Annotated in this window: 16 protein-coding genes and 2 pseudogenes; 9 read left to right on the forward strand and 9 right to left on the reverse strand. The window is 69.6% G+C overall.

Annotated features, from left to right (window positions below):
- From VGR06_RS40290 to VGR06_RS40300, 3 genes and pseudogenes are all read right to left on the reverse strand, one after another.
- Window positions 1–249, reverse strand: a pseudogene (locus tag VGR06_RS40290) (hypothetical protein); the annotation flags it as partial.
- Window positions 250–337: 88 nt separating this feature from the next.
- Window positions 338–715, reverse strand: a complete 378-nt coding sequence (locus VGR06_RS40295) for an effector-associated constant component EACC1 (protein WP_327564513.1) — start codon at window positions 713–715, stop codon at window positions 338–340.
- Between the two features lie 59 nt (window positions 716–774).
- On the reverse strand, window positions 775–1,563 hold the full coding sequence (locus VGR06_RS40300) for an alanyl-tRNA editing protein (RefSeq protein WP_327564514.1): 789 nt from the start codon (window positions 1,561–1,563) through the stop codon (window positions 775–777).
- Window positions 1,564–1,620: 57 nt separating this feature from the next.
- Between VGR06_RS40300 and VGR06_RS40305 the strand changes: the two genes are divergently transcribed.
- Together VGR06_RS40305 and VGR06_RS40310 are read left to right on the forward strand one after the other, a co-directional pair.
- Complete coding sequence (locus VGR06_RS40305; RefSeq protein WP_327564515.1) at window positions 1,621–1,866, forward strand: hypothetical protein; 246 nt, start codon at window positions 1,621–1,623, stop codon at window positions 1,864–1,866.
- Complete coding sequence (locus tag VGR06_RS40310; RefSeq protein ID WP_327564516.1) at window positions 1,863–2,246, forward strand: hypothetical protein; 384 nt, start codon at window positions 1,863–1,865, stop codon at window positions 2,244–2,246. Before VGR06_RS40305 ends, VGR06_RS40310 begins: the two co-directional genes overlap by 4 nt.
- A gap of 23 nt (window positions 2,247–2,269) precedes the next feature.
- Here VGR06_RS40310 and VGR06_RS40315 read toward each other — a convergent pair whose 3' ends face one another.
- Window positions 2,270–3,031, reverse strand: a complete 762-nt coding sequence (locus VGR06_RS40315) for an SDR family oxidoreductase (protein ID WP_327564517.1) — start codon at window positions 3,029–3,031, stop codon at window positions 2,270–2,272.
- 43 nt (window positions 3,032–3,074) lie between these two features.
- On the opposite strand from VGR06_RS40315, the gene VGR06_RS40320 reads away from it, so the two are divergent.
- The 5 genes from VGR06_RS40320 (at window position 3,075) to VGR06_RS40340 (ending at window position 7,342) form a co-directional block, all read left to right on the forward strand.
- On the forward strand, window positions 3,075–3,833 hold the full coding sequence (locus VGR06_RS40320) for an enoyl-CoA hydratase family protein (RefSeq protein WP_327564518.1): 759 nt from the start codon (window positions 3,075–3,077) through the stop codon (window positions 3,831–3,833).
- A gap of 93 nt (window positions 3,834–3,926) precedes the next feature.
- Window positions 3,927–4,736, forward strand: coding sequence for a CoA transferase subunit A (locus VGR06_RS40325; protein ID WP_327564519.1), 810 nt, complete (start codon window positions 3,927–3,929; stop codon window positions 4,734–4,736).
- A complete protein-coding gene (locus tag VGR06_RS40330; protein ID WP_327564520.1) occupies window positions 4,733–5,437 on the forward strand; it encodes a CoA-transferase in 705 nt (234 codons plus the stop codon). Before VGR06_RS40325 ends, VGR06_RS40330 begins: the two co-directional genes overlap by 4 nt.
- Window positions 5,438–5,442: 5 nt before the next feature.
- Complete coding sequence (locus tag VGR06_RS40335; protein WP_327564528.1) at window positions 5,443–6,495, forward strand: NAD(P)H-dependent flavin oxidoreductase; 1,053 nt, start codon at window positions 5,443–5,445, stop codon at window positions 6,493–6,495.
- A gap of 10 nt (window positions 6,496–6,505) precedes the next feature.
- Window positions 6,506–7,342 carry a PhzF family phenazine biosynthesis protein gene (locus VGR06_RS40340; RefSeq protein WP_327564521.1) on the forward strand — a complete coding sequence of 279 codons (837 nt, stop codon included), beginning with the start codon at window positions 6,506–6,508 and terminating at the stop codon, window positions 7,340–7,342.
- Window position 7,343: 1 nt separating this feature from the next.
- On the opposite strand, the gene VGR06_RS40345 is transcribed toward VGR06_RS40340, so the two are convergent.
- Window positions 7,344–8,117: a hypothetical protein gene (locus VGR06_RS40345; RefSeq protein WP_327564522.1), complete on the reverse strand. Its 774-nt coding sequence runs from the start codon at window positions 8,115–8,117 to the stop codon at window positions 7,344–7,346.
- Window positions 8,118–8,282: 165 nt separating this feature from the next.
- Between VGR06_RS40345 and VGR06_RS40350 the strand changes: the two genes are divergently transcribed.
- Window positions 8,283–8,795, forward strand: a complete 513-nt coding sequence (locus VGR06_RS40350; protein ID WP_327564523.1) for a hypothetical protein — start codon at window positions 8,283–8,285, stop codon at window positions 8,793–8,795.
- Between the two features lie 109 nt (window positions 8,796–8,904).
- Here VGR06_RS40350 and VGR06_RS40355 read toward each other — a convergent pair whose 3' ends face one another.
- The 4 genes from VGR06_RS40355 to VGR06_RS40370 are packed head-to-tail and all read right to left on the reverse strand — an operon-like array spanning window position 8,905 to window position 14,906.
- A complete protein-coding gene (locus VGR06_RS40355; protein WP_327564524.1) occupies window positions 8,905–9,945 on the reverse strand; it encodes a family 2 encapsulin nanocompartment cargo protein polyprenyl transferase in 1,041 nt (346 codons plus the stop codon).
- A gap of 4 nt (window positions 9,946–9,949) precedes the next feature.
- The gene (locus VGR06_RS40360; protein ID WP_327564525.1) at window positions 9,950–11,338 is read right to left on the reverse strand and encodes a family 2B encapsulin nanocompartment shell protein; all 1,389 of its coding nucleotides are present in this window, start codon (window positions 11,336–11,338) and stop codon (window positions 9,950–9,952) included.
- A gap of 31 nt (window positions 11,339–11,369) precedes the next feature.
- On the reverse strand, window positions 11,370–13,475 hold the full coding sequence (locus VGR06_RS40365) for a terpene synthase family protein (RefSeq protein ID WP_327564526.1): 2,106 nt from the start codon (window positions 13,473–13,475) through the stop codon (window positions 11,370–11,372).
- 6 nt (window positions 13,476–13,481) lie between these two features.
- Window positions 13,482–14,906, reverse strand: coding sequence for a family 2B encapsulin nanocompartment shell protein (locus VGR06_RS40370; protein ID WP_327564527.1), 1,425 nt, complete (start codon window positions 14,904–14,906; stop codon window positions 13,482–13,484).
- 539 nt (window positions 14,907–15,445) lie between these two features.
- Here VGR06_RS40370 and VGR06_RS40375 point away from each other — a divergent pair.
- Window positions 15,446–16,329: pseudogene (locus VGR06_RS40375) on the forward strand (hypothetical protein); the annotation flags it as partial.

The raw sequence follows: 16,329 nt of genomic DNA on the forward strand, positions 1-16,329 counted from the left end.
GTGCTCGAACTCCAGACTCGTCGGGCCGCGGAATTTGGCCTCAGGACGGGAATCCACCAGGCCGAGGCACAGCCTGCCGTTGTGGTCCGACTGACCGTGGCCGACGTAGTAGAACAGCGCCACCTCCTCGGCGTCGCCGAACAGGTCGATCAGCTGCAGGGGAAGCTTTCCCGGCTCCTTCTCGTTGGGTAACCGGCTGATTCGATCCGCCGGCCAGCCGCACAGGTCCGAGGTCAACAACTCGAACATGCGGTTGAAGCTGTGCTCAACGGCCTTCACCGGTCGCAGATGCGTGTAGTCCCACGTCCCGATCAGTACGGCACGCGACCGGGACAGATCAGGAAGAGGACTGCTGGTCATCAAGCAACCCGTTCAGGATCGGCAGGACATCGTCGATGTTGGACGCGCGCAGCATGACCTGCCTGCCCCGCACGGTCACCGTGATCTCCAGGTCCGACCGTCGAGAACGCAGGAACTCGGGCAACGTCCGAATAGCCATCGCGACCGCACCACCGCTTCCCGCGGCAGCTGTCAGCTGAAGGAGGTCCCAGGCACCGAGCTCGCCGACGGTCGGCGAACCGCCGACCTGAACAACCTCCACGGCGGGAGCCCGCCCGAGCCATTCCCGCAATGGTCGAAGCTCGGCCTGATCGGACACGGCCAAGCGCATACCCGGGACCCCATCATCCTGGTCAGCCAAGAAGCCCTCCGCCACTGCCGTCCTGGCTTCGACATCCGCTGTCGCGATGAGGATACCGCGAGCGGTGTGGGGACTTACGCGTTGCTCGGTGGTTGCGGATCCCGGACTTCGATGCGGATGCGTTTGTTGCCTTTGCCTTTGGATTCGGTGCCGGTGACGGCGACGGAGCCGACGTCGGCGGTGTTGGCGAGGTGGGTGCCGCCGTCGGCCTGGCGGTCGAGGCCGACGATGTCGATGACGCGGAGGGGGTCCATTTCGCGCGGCAGCAGGGCGGCGGCGGTGCGGATCAGGGACTCGTCGAGGTCGGCCTCGGAGCGGCCGAGGAACTGGATGACGATCTCGCGGGCCTTCGCGATCTCCTCGTTGATGCGGCGCTCGACGTGCTGGCCGAGTTCGGCGGACATCGACTCGAACGGGAAGTCCAGGCGGCCCTTGCCGGGGTCCATGTTGCCGCCGGTCACCGGGATCTGGAACTCCGACCAGATGACGCCGCACAGGATGTGCAGCGCGGTGTGCGTGCGCATCAGGAGATAGCGGCGGGTCCACTCGATCTGGCCGAGCACCTCGGTGCCGCTGTCCGGCAGCTCGGGTACGTCGATCCAGTGCCAGATCCGGCCGGCGTCGCGCTTCACCCTGGTCACCGGTGCGGCGACGCCGCCCCAGGTCAGCTCGCCGAGGTCGTGCGGCTGCCCGCCGCCACCGGGGAAGAACGCGGTCCTGGCCAGCGCGATCCGGCCCTCCTCGCGATCAACCTCGACCACCGTGCTGTCGAACGACCGAAGGTAGGCGTCCGTGGCGAACAGCTCGCTCCCGGCGAGATCGGCCGGCGGACGTCCCTCTACCTTGCTTCCGGGCACTGCCATACCGGCACGATACTCACCTTCCCCAAGCCACCGTTCCTACCATGGTAGGATTGCCCTGTGAAGGTCGACAAACTCAGCATCTCGTTCGAGCACGAGCTCGGCGATGCAGTCCGCGACGCTGCTGAGCGTGCCGGCAAGCCGGTCTCGTCGTGGCTTGCAGAAGCAGCCGCCGCGAAGCTGCGGTCCGAGGCGCTGGAGGAGTTCCTTTCTTCTTGGGAGAAGGAGCACGGCTCGCTCACTGCCGACGAAATCACCAAGGCCGAGCGCGAATTGGGCCTCGATGCCGTGGACAGCGCGGCGTGAGCGCCCTGGTACTCGATGCCGGTGCGTTTGTCGCCGTTGACCGTGGAGACCGGGCGATGATCGCCAGGCTCCGCGCCGCGCAGCGGCACGCGGTCGACCTGCGGACCAACGCAATGGTGGTAAGTCAGGTATGGCGCGATCCGTACGGTCGCCAAGCACAACTCGCCATCCTGCTGCGGGCTGTGGACGTCCAACCCGTCGATCAACAGATCGGTCGTGACGCGGGCGTTCTCCTTGGACGAGCCGGCATGCGTGACTCGATCGACGCGACCGTCGTTCTCATGGCGAACACAGGAGACCGCGTCATCACCAGCGATCCACAGGACATCGCTGCTCTCGCGCACGCGGCTGACCGCAAAGTGCTTGTGGTGTCCTGCTGAGGGCCAAAGTGGGATCGGAACGCTCAGGTGTGCCCGGCGGTGGATGCGGCCAGGAAAGCCGGCGCCTCTCCTCCGCCGTGCACGAGCAGCGTGGCGCCGCTGACGTAGGCGGCGAGGGGCGAGGCGAGGAACACCGCGCAGTGGCCGACGTCGAGCGGCTCGGCCATCCGTCCTAATGGGACGGTGCGGGCGACGGCCGCGATGCCGTCGGCGTCGCCGTAGTGTAAAACGGAAAGCTCGGTGCGGACGGGCCCGACGTCCAGCGCGTTGACCCGGACCTTCGGCGCCCACTCGACGGCGAGGCTGGCGGTGAGGTTGTCCAGGCCCGCCTTGGCAGCGCCGTAGGCGGCGGTGCCCGGGGACGGGCGGGTGGCACTGACGCTGCTCACCATGACGATCACTCCGCCGGACTCCTGGTGCTGCATGACCTCGTTGGCACGCTGGGAAACCAGCAGCGGGGCGAGCAGGTTGAGCCCGACCACCTTCTCGTGGAACCGCGGGGAGGCCTCGGCGGCCCGGGCGTGCGGGGCGCCTCCGGCGTTGTTGACCACGACGTCCAGCCGGCCGTGCCGTTCGACGACGGCGGCGAGCAGGCGCTCGACCTGGTCCGGCTCGCGCACGTCGCACGGCAGGAACTCGGCCGCGGGCCGCTCCGGCGGGCGCCGGCCACAGGTGACGACCGCGGCGCCGGCCCGCAGGAACGCCTGCGTGACGCCGAGCCCGACGCCCCGCTCGCCACCGGTGACGAGCACGACCGTGCCGTCCAACCCCAACTCGAGTGCCACCCTGGTACGCTACCAAGCAACTGCTTGCTTGGAAAGGTGGGCCATGGGCATCAGATGCACCGCTGAGGCCGGCGTCGCCGTCGTGACCATCGACTTCCCGCCGGTGAACGGGATCCCGGTCCAGGGCTGGTTCGACCTGGCGGACGCGATGCGCGCGGCGGGCCAGGACATGTCGGTGCACGTCGTCGTGCTGCGCGCGGAGAACCGCGGGTTCTGCGCCGGGGTGGACATCAAGGAGGTCGACGGCGATCCCGGCGCGATGGTCGCGGTGAACCGGGCCTGCCACGCGGCGTTCGGCGCCGTCTACGACTGCGCGGTGCCGGTGATCGCCGCGGTGCACGGGTTCTGCCTCGGCGGCGGGGTGGGCATCGCCGGCAACGCGGACGTGGTGATCGCCGCCGACGACGCCACGTTCGGACTGCCCGAAGTGGACAGGGGGGTGCTCGGCGCGGCCACCCACCTGGCCCGGCTGGTCCCGCAGCACTTACTCCGGGCGATGTACTACACCACGGAAACCGTTGGCGCACAACAGCTTCACCAGTACGGCTCGGTCTACCGGGTGGTGCCCCGAGCCGAGCTGGACGCCGCGGCGGCCGAGCTGGCCGGGAGGATCGCGGCCAAGGACACCCGGGTGGTCCGCCGCGCCAAGGAGGCGATCAACGGCATCGACCCGGTGGATGTCCACCGCAGCTACCGGTTCGAGCAGGGCTTCACCTTCGAGCTGGCACTCACCAAGGAAGGCGGACGGCATGAAGCTTGCGGAATGCCGGGCGAGGGAGTTGGCCCACCGCGACGAGGGTAGGCCGAGGAACGAGGTCTACCCGAGGAACGGTCCGGTGACCCACCACCCAAGGCGACCCACGACCATGGCCAACATTCCCGAGTTGGGAGGAAAATGCGGGACAAGCGGATGACCGTGGACGAGGTGGCCGCCGAGCTGTCCGACGGGATGACCATCGGCATCGGCGGCTGGGGTTCCCGGCGCAAGCCCATGGCGCTGGTGCGGGCGATCCTGCGCTCGCCGCTGCGGAACCTGACCGTGGTGTCCTACGGCGGTCCGGACGTCGGGCTGCTGTGCGCCGCGGGCAAGGTGCGCCGGGTCGTCTACGGGTTCGTGTCGCTGGACTCGATCCCGTACGACCCGTGGTTCAAGAAGGTCCGCGAGGCCGGCCAGGTCGAGGTCACCGAGCTGGACGAGGGCATGCTCCACTGTGGACTGCGCGCGGCCGGGCACCGGTTACCGTTCCTGCCGATCCGGGCCGGGCTCGGTTCGGACGTGTTGCGCGTCAACCCGGAGCTGCGCACGGTCCGGTCCCCCTACGACGGCGAGGAGCTGGTCGCCATGCCCGCGCTGCAGCTCGACGCCGCGCTGGTACACCTCAACCGGGCCGACCGGCACGGCAACGCCCAGTACCTCGGTCCCGACCCGTACTTCGACGACCTGTTCTGCCTGGCCGCGAGGCGCCGGTTCGTCTCCTGCGAGCGGATCGTGGACGGCGCCGGGCTGACCGCCGCCGGGCCGGTGCAGTCCCTGCTGCTCAACCGGATGATGGTGGACGGCGTGGTCGAGTCGCCCGGCGGCGCGCGGTTCACCAGCTGCGTCCCGGACTACGGGCGGGACGAGGGCCTGCAACGGCGCTACGTCGAGGCCGCCGCGGATGACGAGGCGTGGCAAGTGTTTCTGGACGAATGGATCACCACATGACCAGAGCCGACGTCTGCGCGGTGGCGTGCGCCGAGTTGTTCCGCGGGGACGGTGAGATCCTGGCCAGCCCCATGGGCCTGCTGCCGAGCCTGGGCGCCCGGCTGGCCCGGCTGACCTTCGAGCCGGACCTGCTGATCTCCGACGGGGAGGCGCTGCTGCTCGGCGCCGACCTGTCCACCGTGGAGGGCTGGTTGCCGTACCGCAAGGTGTTCGACGTGGTGGCGCACGGCACCCGGCACGTGGTGATGGGCGCGAACCAGCTGGACCGGCACGGCAACCAGAACATCTCCTGCATCGGCGACCACGCCCGGCCGACCCGCCAGCTCCTCGGGTTCCGCGGAGCGCCGGGCAACACGGTGAACCACCGCACCAGCTACTGGGTTCCCCGGCACAGCCCGCGCACGTTCGTGCCGGCGGTCGACGTGGTGTCCGGCGTGGGGTACGGCCGGGACGGCGGCCGGTACCACGACGTGTACCGGGTGGTGACCGACCTGGCCGTGCTGGACTTCGGCGCCGACGATCACACGATGCGGCTGGTCTCGGTGCATCCTGGCGTCGACCCGGACGACATCGCCGCCGCGACCGGGTTTCCGCTGGACACCAGCGGGGCGGGCACCACCCGCACGCCTACCGAGGACGAGGTGCGCGTGCTGGACACGTTGGATCCCAAGGGTTTACGCCAGCGCGAGGTGCCGTCGTGACCACACTGGACACCGCGCTCACCCGGCTGGCCGGCGTGCGGCATCCGGTGGTGCAGACCGGAATGGGCTGGGTGGCCGGGCCCAGGCTGGTCGCCGCCACGGCCGAGGCCGGCGGGCTGGGCATCCTGGCCTCGGCCACCATGACCTACGACCAGCTGGCCGCGGCGATCACCGAGACCCGCGGCCGGACGCACGCGCCGTTCGGGGTCAACCTGCGCGCCGACGCGACCGACGCCGGCGACCGGATCGAGCTGATCATCCGCGAACGCGTGCGGGTCGCCTCGTTCGCCCTGGCGCCGAAGCCCGACATGATCCGCCGGCTCAAGGACGCCGGCGTGCTGGTGATCCCGTCCGTCGGCGCGCCGAGGCACGCCGAGAAGGTGGCCGCCTGGGGCGCGGACGCGGTGATCGTGCAGGGCGGTGAGGCCGGCGGGCACACCGGCAGCGTCGCCACGACGCTCCTCCTCCCCGCCGTGCTGGACGCCGTGGACATCCCGGTGATCGCCGCCGGCGGTTTCTTCGACGGCCGCGGTCTCGCCGCCGCGCTGGCCTATGGGGCCGCCGGCATCGCCATGGGCACCCGGTTCCTGCTCACCAAGGAGAGCACCGTGCCCGACGCGGTCAAGCAGGCCTACCTCGACCGCGGCCTCACCGACACCGTGGTCACCACCCGCGTCGACGGCCGCCCGCACCGCGTGCTGCGCACCGAGGTCGTGAACCAGCTCGAACGCGCCGGGCCGGCCCGCGGGCTGCTGCGCGCGGTGCGCAACGCCGCCCGGTTCCGCACGCTCACCGGACTGTCCTGGCCGGCCATGCTCAGCGAGGGCCTCGCCATGCGCCGCGGCAACGACCTCAGCTGGGCCCAGGTGATCATGGCGGCGAACACCCCCATGCTGCTGCGTTCCGGGCTCGTCGACGGCCGCACCGACGCCGGCATCCTCGCCTCCGGCCAGGCCGTCGGCCTGCTCACCGACCTGCCGACCTGCGCGGAGTTGATCACCGGCATCGTCGACCAGGCGGCGGAAATCCTCACCCGGCTGGGCGGCCTCCCGCAGTAGTGTCGAGGGCATGCGGATCCGCATCATCGACGCGTTCACCGCCACGCCGTTCGCCGGGAACCCGGCGGCCGTCTGCCTGCTCGACACTCCCGGCTGGCCGGCGGAGGGCTGGATGCGGCGGGTGGCGGCCGAGATGAACCTGTCCGAGACCGCGTTCGCGCATCCGCTCGACGGTGACACCGAGGCTGACTGGGCATTGCGGTGGTTCACGCCGGTGGTGGAGACGAACCTGTGCGGGCACGCCACGCTCGCCACCGCGCACGCGTTGCACGTGGACCGGGGCGCGCCGGGGACCGTGCGGTTCAGCAGCATGAGCGGCGTTCTGGTCACGCACACGCGGGCGGACGGGACGATCACGTTGGACTTTCCGGCCGCGCCGGTCACCGAGCGGCCGGCGCCGGAGGGCTTGGCCGAGGCGCTGGGGGTGAAGCCGGACAGCACGTTCGGCACCGGCAGCCTGGGTGACGTGGTCGCGGTGCTGCCGGATGAGGCGACCGTTCGCGGGCTCACGCCCGATTTCGCTGCGCTGGCCGCGCAGGCGCGGCGGGACGGAACCCGCGGCGTCATTGTCACCGCAGCCGCCGCGAACTCCGGCGCGGAATATGATTTCGTTTCACGGTTCTTCGTACCGGATCAAGGAATTCCTGAGGATCCGGTGACCGGCAGCGCGCACACCGCCCTGGCGCCGTACTGGGCCGCGCGGCTCGGGCGGGACGAAACGATCGGCTTGCAGGTGTCCGCCCGCACCGGATTGGTGCGGACCCGGGTGCTGGGCGATCGTGTGCTGCTCACCGGGCATGCGGTGACCGTTGTGGACGGGACGCTGCACGCGACCCCGAACGGGTGAATCACCCGGTTCGGGCCGCGGTAAAGCGGTCAAGAATTGACGTGAATGCGGTCGGATCGACGTGGGCGCCGCCGCTGAACGGATTCTGCAGCTGGAAGATGGCGTACATCAGCAACGCGATCGTTCCGGCAAGAGACGCCATGATGGCCATATGGGTGAGCAATTTCGGACCGTCGAAGAGATAAGGCAGCGCAATGGAGAGAATGCTGCCGACGACGAGCGCGATCCAGACCACCGAGCTCACCCCGGAATTGCCGGCGGCGGTCAGCCGGGACTGCCGCGCCTGGTACACGTTCCACAGCTGGCTGGCGGCCTCGGTCTTGCGGGCCTGCTGCCAGTCGCCCTCGGCGGGGGCGCCGTCGATCGCGGTCCGGATCCGTTCGAGCACGGTCCAGCCCTGCCTCCCGACCGTGTCGCCCTCCTGCATGGCCGGCCACTCCTGGTCGATCACCGTTCTGGCGTAGGTCCGGGCCTGTTCCTGGATCTGGCCACGCGCCGGGTCGGGTAGGGCGTCGGCCGCCCAGTACACCGCGACCAGGCCGTTCGCCTCGGCGTACGAGCCGTCCCGCACCGTGCCCACGGCGTCGAACAGCGAGATCAGCACGAACGCCATGACCACCGCGTGCAGCCCGCCGACGATCGTGTACACGGTGCCGATCGCCTCGTTGCCACTGCGACCCTCCTTGGGGCTGTACTTACGGACCAGAATTGTCACCAGCGCCGCGGCGACCGCAATGCCGACCACCCAGATGGCGCCGCCCACATAGACGTTCATCGCATTCCTTTCTGGCACTTTATTAGATCACCATCTAGGGTTGGCTGTGAATACGCCGAACCGCTCAACCTCAGAACCGGGATACCGATGGCGCCTTTTTCGATACCACCCCGGCGAAACACAGCGTTATCATTCCTGGCCGCCGTTGCGGCTATTCTGGTGATTGTGCTGGCAGCACCAGTGCCGGCAACAGCGGGGCCTGTCGCGGAATGTGATTCCGGCCTGTGCCGTCAGCAACTGCTGCCGTTACCCATCCTGTGCCGGCTGCTCCCCATCCTGTTCGGGCCATGCCCCAAACCCCGCCCACCCGAGCCACCGCAGCCTCCCCCACCGCCGCCACCCCCGGCCCCGACCACCACGACCCGGCCGCCCGCACCCCCACCCCCGCCCGCGCCGCAACCGCCCGCGCCCGCACCGCCCCCGGCGCAGCCGGCCCCGGCCCCGCCGCCCCCGGTCATCCGGACCACCCCACGAACGACGACCACGAGGAGCAGCACGACCACCACGGCCCCGCCGACCACCACCGCCCGGCGGATCAGTCAGATCGCCGCAGCACCACCCGCGAAACCCGATCCCGGCGTCGCCGTCCACAAACAACGCGGCTGGTCGCTGACCGTGCTTATCCTCATCATCGGCATGGGCGCCGCCACGGTGGCCATGAAACGCCGCGTGCGCTGAGCAGTCCCGCCTCTGCGGGATTAACTGCTGTCGTTACGTTCCAGCGAATGGTGCGGTTGTCGGGTTGATTGTGGCTGGGTACCGTCACGGTCCCCTGAGGTTCCGTTGGTCAGTGGTCCCTGTTGGTGACAAAACGGGACAGGGCCACGAGTTCGGCTCCGGGGCGTTCGGCGGGGTCCGCAAAGCGGAGTTGTTCCAGCGCGAGGCCCATCAGGTACTCGGTCTGCGCCTGGCTCCAGGCTCGGCCGCCGGCCCGGTCCACCAGGTCCGCGGCGTGCACCAGCTCGCCGGTGGACAGGGGTTCGTCGCGGTGGTAAAGCCCGGCCAGCTCACGGCCGGCGGCGGTGCCGGAGGTCAGCGCCGCAACCACCGGCAGGGACTTCTTGCGGTTGTCCAGGTCGGAGTGGACCGGCTTGCCGGTGGTCGCCGGATCCCCCCAGATGCCAAGGAGATCGTCGAAGTGCTGGAAGGCGAGGCCGAGCCGCTGGCCGAACCGGCGCAGGTGGCTGACCTGCTCCGCGCTCCCGCCGCCGAACAGCCCACCCAGCGCGCACGCGCATCCCATCAGCGCGCCCGTCTTTCCCTCCGCCATGTGCTGGCACTCCACCAGGTCGACGTCCTCGCGGCCCTCGAAGGCAATGTCGGCATGCTGGCCGCGGAGCAGCTCCAGCACGGTCGCGCTGACCATCCGCAGTCCGGTTTGGATGGTCGGGTGCCCGCTCGCGGCCAGTACGTCGCAGGCCAGCGCCAGCAACGCGTCGCCGGCCAGGATGGCGTTGCGGCGGCCGAACACGCTCCACGCGGTCCGGCGGTGCCGGCGGGTGAGGTCGCCGTCCATCACGTCGTCGTGCAGCAGCGAGAAGTTGTGCACCAGCTCGACCGAGACGGCCGCCGGCACCGCGCCGGTCGGATCCCCGCGCACGGCCGCCGCGGCGAGCAGGGTCAGCGCCGGCCGGATCGCCTTGCCGCCGTCGGTCTCGGTCGGATTCCCGTGCTCGTCCCACCACCCGAAGTGGTACCCGCCGATGTGCCGCATCGGCCCGGGCATGCTGTCGACCGCCTTGCGCAGGGCCGGATCCACCAGACCGCGACTCCAGGCGAGCACCTCAGGCGCCGATCTCGCCATGGCCTTCTCCTCCGTCGCGGTCATCTCCTCACCTTCCGATCTCGACGTTCTCCAGTACCCCCAAAGCATCGGGGACGAGCACGGCGGCCGAGAAGTAGGTGCTGATCAGGTAGGAGAGGATGCCCCGTTCGCTGACGCCCATGAACCGCACGTTCAGTCCCGGCTCGATCTCGTCCGGGATCCCGGTCTGCCGCAGGCCGATCACGCCCTCGTCGTCCTGCCCGGTGCGCATCGCGAGGATCGAGCTGGTGCCCGTGGCGGAGATCGGGATCTTGTCGCACGGCAGGACCGGCACGCCGCGCCAGCCCAGCAGCCGGCGGCCTTCGACCTCGACCACGTCCGGGTAGAGGCCCCGTTTCGTGCATTCCCGGCCGATCGCCGCGATCGTGCGCGGGTGCGCCAGGAAGAGCCGGGTCTTGCGCCGGCGGGACAGCAGCTCGTCCATGTCGTCCGGGGTGGGCGGCCCGGTGCGGGTGGAGATCCGGGACTGGAGGTCGGCGTTGTGCAGCAGGCCGAAGTCCCGGCTGTTGACCAGCGCGTGCTCCTGCCGCTCCCGCAACGCCTCGACGGTCAGCCGGATCTGCTGCTCGACCTGGTTCATCGGCCCGTTGTAGAGGTCGGCCACCCGGGTGTGCACCCGCAGCACCGTTTGCGCGACGGCGAGCTCGTACTCCCGCGGACCGAGCTCGTAGTCGACGAACGTGCCGGGCAGCGCCGGCTCACCGACATGCCCGGAGGCCAGCGCGATCTCCGCCTCGCCCTTCCGGTTCTGCGCGGCTCGCGGTCGTTCCAGCATCTGGCGCAGGTGCTCGCGCAGTGCCTCGATCCGCCCGGTCAGCTCCTCGATCGCTTGACGGGACAGGGAAAGCACGGTGCACGGGGTGACCGCCCGGACGGTGTACTCCCAGATCACATCATCCCGGGCGAGCACCGGGTCGCCGAAGTGGTCGCCGTCGGCGAGGACGCCGAGAACCGTTGGCTCGCCGTACTTTCCGGTGCCGACCTTGCTCACCTTGCCGTGCGCCAGCAGGTACACCCGGTCGGCCGGGTTGCCGAACTCGACGATCGCCTCGCCCGGCTGGAACTCCTGCTGGGTGAACCGGCCGGCCAGCTCGCCGAGCGCGTCCTCGTCGTCGAACTCCCGCAGCAGCGGCAGCTCGCGCAGCTCCTGCGGGATGACCCGGACCTCGGCGCCGGTGCTGGTGAACGACACCCGGCCATCGCCCAGGGTGTAGGTGAGCCGGCGGTTCACCCGGTAGGTGCCGCCGGACGCCTCCACCCACGGCAGCACGCGCAGCAGCCAGCGCGGGGTGATCGCCTGCATCTGTGGCACGGACTTGGTCGTCGTGGCCAGATTTCGGGCGGCGGCCGTACTCAGGCTCAGCTGCGCCGGCTGCTCCACATCGTGCACGGTCACCTGGCACTCCGGATCTTGTCGGTGGACGGGTCTACAGCAACGCTTCGACTCGGGTGGTGGACATGCCGAGCTGGACCGTGCGGTACCGATCGGTCACCCGGGACCACTGCAGGTCGCCGGCCAGCCAGGCACGCAACGCGTCCACGTAGCGGAGCAGCTTCTGCCGGTCCTCGGGATCGAGCTCACCGGCCAGTGCCGCAACCTCGGTGGACGCGATCCGCTCGAACTGGCCCAGCCGCTCGGTGCGCAGGTCGTTGACCACCTTGACCGCGCCGTCCAGATCGACGTCGAGGAACCGCTGCACGACGACGACACCGTTGTTGATGCTGCTGTCGGTCTCGATCTCCCTCGGGTAGAAGAAGATCGCGTCGCGCAGCGTCACGATGTCGGCGACCGTGTCCGCCAGGGTGCGCAGCGCGGCGGCGTCCAGGACCTCCCGGGGAAGGTCGCCGACGACCGCGAACAGCGTCAGGAGGGGCGAGAACGCCATGGTCGAGCGGCGCATCTCGAGGTGGTCGACGGGATCGGGCACCCGGTTCTGGGCGATGTTGACGATTGCCCACAGCCGGAAGTCGGCGAAGTCCTCGATCTGCCTGGCGAATGCCGCGCGGGTGTCCGCGCCGAGCCGCGGCGCGATCCGCGACCAGATGTCGGCGAGGCCGCGCTCGGCCGGGTTCGCCGGTTCCGCGGCCGGGCCGTCCTGGAGAAAGGTGCGCAACCGGTCGAAAAAAGCCTTGGCACCGGCCAGATCCCGGGCGCGTTCGAACGTCGCGGCGAGCAGGTCGTCGATGTACCAGCCCCAGATGTTGAAATCGTTGACGATCTCGAGCTCGGGCGCCGCGGCGTCCGGCAGGGTCAGCGCGCCGAACAACGGGAAGTCCATGGCTCGGAACCGGGACTCGGTCCATACCAGACCATCGAGCATGCCCATCCGGCGAACCCAGTCCAGCCCGTGCACGCGGAGCCGGCCGAGATGAGGATTGGCCCGGGATGCGTACGGCATGGCGAACTCCGGCAGCCGGAACGGTTTCGCCACCGGTGCCGGGCGGCCGGCCAGCGAGCGGATCCGCACGGCCGAGGTGCCGAGCCCGGCCGGCCCGGTGAGCAGCCGGTAGGCCGGTGAGCGGTGGGTCACACCGGAGTTCATGTAGCGGCTGGAGCGCAGGTGCCACTCGTGCCCGCCGTACTGCCAGTCCTGCAGGCCCTTGACGTACCTGGCCAGGTCCGCCCGGCCGCGGGCGCCGATCCGGTACTCCTCGACCAGCGCGGGGAGCTCGACGACCGCGGTGTTCTCGAACTGCTGCAGCCGCGCGGTGATCACGTCGTTGACCAGGTTCGCCGCGCGCTGCGCCGGGTAGCCGAAGAATCGCTCCACCACCAGCACGCCGTTGTTGAGCTCGCCTTCGGTCTCGGTTTCCCGCTGGTAGGAGAAGATGTCGTTGCGCAGGTGCACACCGTCGGCGAAGGTGTCCCGGAGCACCCGGACCGGCCGGGTGTCCGCGATGGCCGGCGGCACCTCGGCGGCGACCGCATACTCCACCAGCGCCGCGGACCAGGGCGCACCGCCGACCCGGCGGCGCATGGCGATGTAGTCGATCGGGTTGGGCACCCGGCCCTCGTTGATGTTGCCCAGCTCCCACAGCGACTCCTCGAGCAGCTGCCGGGTGGTCTCGGCGAACCGGTGCCGCCAGGCCGGGGACATCACCGGCACCGTACGGAACCAGAGGTCGGCCAACCCCTTCTCGGTGGGGTTGGCCGGCTCCGGCAGCGGGGCGCCGAGGTCCGCCGGCATGAACGCGGCCAGCCGGGCCAGGTACGCCCGGGCGCCGGCCACGTCGCCGGTTCGCTTGTACCGCTCGAGAAAGTCGTCATCGAAGTAGAACACCCAGACGTACCAGTCGGTCAGGAGGTCCAGCTCGGGCGCCGACGCGTCCGGGTGGGTGTACGAGGTGAGCAGCGCGTAGTCCATCGCCTCGAGCCGGCGCTCGTCCCAGACGGCGGGGTGGGGCGTGGATGCCGGCTCGAGCATGCCCATGTCCCGCGCCCACACCCGGCTGTGCTCGCGTGCCCCGTCCAGATGGGGGTTCAACCGCGCCGGGTAGGGCAGGTAGAACTCCGGCAGCTCAAAGGGTTGCATGACCCTTCAGTCCTCAAAGAGTCCAATTTGGACGTTCTCGAGGATGCCGAACGCGTCGGGGACCAGGACGGCCGCCGAGTAGTAGGTGCTGACCAGGTAGGTGATCAGCGCCTTCTCGTCGATGCCCATGAACCGGACGGACAGCCCCGGTTCGTACTCGTCCGGGATGCCGATCTCGTGCAGGCCGATCACACCCTGGTTCTGCTCGCCGACCCGCATCAGCATGATCGAGCTGGTGTGGGTGTCCGTCACCGGGATCTTGTTGCAGGGCAGGAGCGGGATGCCGCGCCAGGCCGGCACGTGGTGGCCGTTGAAGTCGATCGTGCTCGGGTAGATGCCGCGGCGGTTGCACTCCCGGCCGAACGCGGCGATGGTGCGCGGGTGGGCGAGGAAGTAGTTGGGGTCCTTCCACACCGTCGCGATCAGTTCGTCGAGGTCGTCGGGGGTGGGCGGGCCGGTGCGGGTGTGGATTCGCTGTTTGAGATCGCAGTTGTACAAGAGGCCGAAGTCCCGATTGTTGACCAGCTCGTGCTCCTGGCGCTCACGCAAAGCCTCGATGGTCAGCCGGAGCTGCTGCTCCACCTGATTCATCGGCTGGTTGTACAGATCGGCGACCCTCGTGTGCACCCTGAGCACGGTTTGCGCAACGCTCAACTCGTATTCGCGCGGTGCGATCTCGTAGTCGACGAAGGTACTGGGCAGCTGCGGCTCGCCGGCGTGCCCGGAAGCCACCTCGATATCCGCTTCGCCCTGCTGGTTCTGTGACCGCCCCGGAGCCGACCGCAGCTGCTCCACATGCGCACGGAGGGCGTCGGACTGGTTGGCCACTTCCTCGAAATTCGACCGCGTCAGGGTCAGCACGGTGCACGGGGTGGCGGCCCGCGCGGTGAATTCGAAGGAGGAGTCCGGATTGAGCACGGCGTTTTCACCGAAATGCTCGCCGTCGGCCAGCACGCCGAGCACGGTCTGGTCGCCGTACTCGCCGGTGCCGATCTTGTTGATCTTGCCGTGCGCGATCAGGAAGATCCGGTCGGCGGTCTGACCCGCGGTGACGATGACGTCGCCGGTCTCGAACTCGGCCTGCGTGAACCGGCCGGCGAGCGCCTCGAGCACCTCGTCGTCCTCGACGCCGCGCAGCAACGCCAGCTCGCGCAGCTCCTGCGGAATGACCCGGATGTCGTCGGACGTGCCGGTAAACGTCACCCGGCCGTCACCGATGACATACGTCAACCGGCGGTTCACCCGATAAACGCCGCCAGAGGCCTGTACCCAGGGCAGGATGCGCAGCAGCCACCGTGACGTGATTGCCTGCATCTGCGGTACGGACTTGGTCGTTGTTGCCAAATTCCGGGCAGCCGCGGTACTGAGACTCTGCTGCGGCTGGTCGCCATTAACGCTGTACGATGACTCAATTGATTCAGTCGCAGTCACGGGGGCGCACCATCATTCCATGGTCGGGAAAAGGCGACAGGAATGAGCGACTCGAGGCGGGGACCAGGTTGTTCGTTCGCTCATCGGACAGCAGTGAACCTAGCACCGTCCTCGAAATAGGGACAAGTCCCCCGAGCGGGTGACGCGATCGATACCTTCACGTTTCACTCAATGTATACTCCAAAATCACCCGAACGTACCAATGAAAACGAAAGTTTTCACTTTCCCGACCGCTCAGCACGTTAACCGGCCCAGTCGCACAGTGCCATCCGAACGGCGCGAAGGGACGTTCGGAGTGCGATGAACGACGCGTGCACCGCACCCACCGGCCGGTGATCAGGCGCGGCGTGCCGGAGCCGGCGCGCCCGGGAAGGTCGAGCTCGCCGCCGACCCGCTCAGGCACGGTGCGGCCGCCCACTCACGCCCCAGCCGAGGCGGGCCCCGATGTATCGAATCGGAATTGTCGGTCGAATGGATGGGTGCCGGGGGCTGACTGTTTGTAGATTGCGGTGGTGACGCTGGGCCGGCGGAGTGTGCGGGTGCGTCGTCGGCTGCTGGGGAGTGTCGCCGTCGGCGGTGTCGCCGGGGTGGCGGCGTGGTCGTTGGTGGCCGATGGCAAGGCCGTATGGACGGTTGTCGCGGGTGCCGTGGCCGCGGTCGCGGGGGCGTTCGCCCCGTCGGTGGCGGAGCGGGTGCGTGACCGGTGGGAGGCGCGCGAGCGGAGTCGCAGTCTGGTCACCGGCACTCTGGTCGCCGAGTTGCCGGCGTCGGTGGCGTGGCTGCTGCATCCCGCCAAGGAGGTCATCGGGTTCTTCGGTCGGGGGTGGGTGCTCCAGGAGTTGCAAAGCTGGTGTGCTGACCCGGATATGGCGGTGGTCCGGTTGGTCGCCGCTCCCGGCGGGTACGGCAAAACCCGGCTGGCCCGGGAGCTTTGTGCGCGGCTCCCGGGGTGGGCGAGCTGGTGGGTGAAGGACGGCGGAGAGGCCGACGCCATCGCCGCGATCACGACCGGCACCGCCCCCGGCCGGGTGCTGATGGTCGTCGACTACGCGGATGCGCGCGATCCGGCCGCGGTGGCGGGATTGCTGGTCGCGGCCGCGGGCCGGGCCGGAGCGCGGGTGCTGCTGCTGGCGCGCGGAGCGGGCCCGTGGTGGACGTCGCTGTCGGCGTCGCATCCGGCGCAGGCCACCCTGGTGGACGCGCTGACGGTGCCAGGCAATGTGATCGCGTTGCCGGCCCGGGTCGATGACCGGCCTCCGGACCAGATCGTGGCCGCCGCGGTGGCGGAGTTCGCCGCGCACCTGCGCTATGCCGTACCGCCAGGTTTCCGGTCCCGCCAGCATGATCCGGACACGCCGGTGCTGCGCCTGCACGCCGAGGCGCTGCTGGCCGTCCTGGGCGGGTCACGCAGCGGCGACGACCG

The organism is Actinophytocola sp. (assembly GCF_036002505.1).
Lineage (GTDB): Bacteria > Actinomycetota > Actinomycetes > Mycobacteriales > Pseudonocardiaceae > DASYTH01.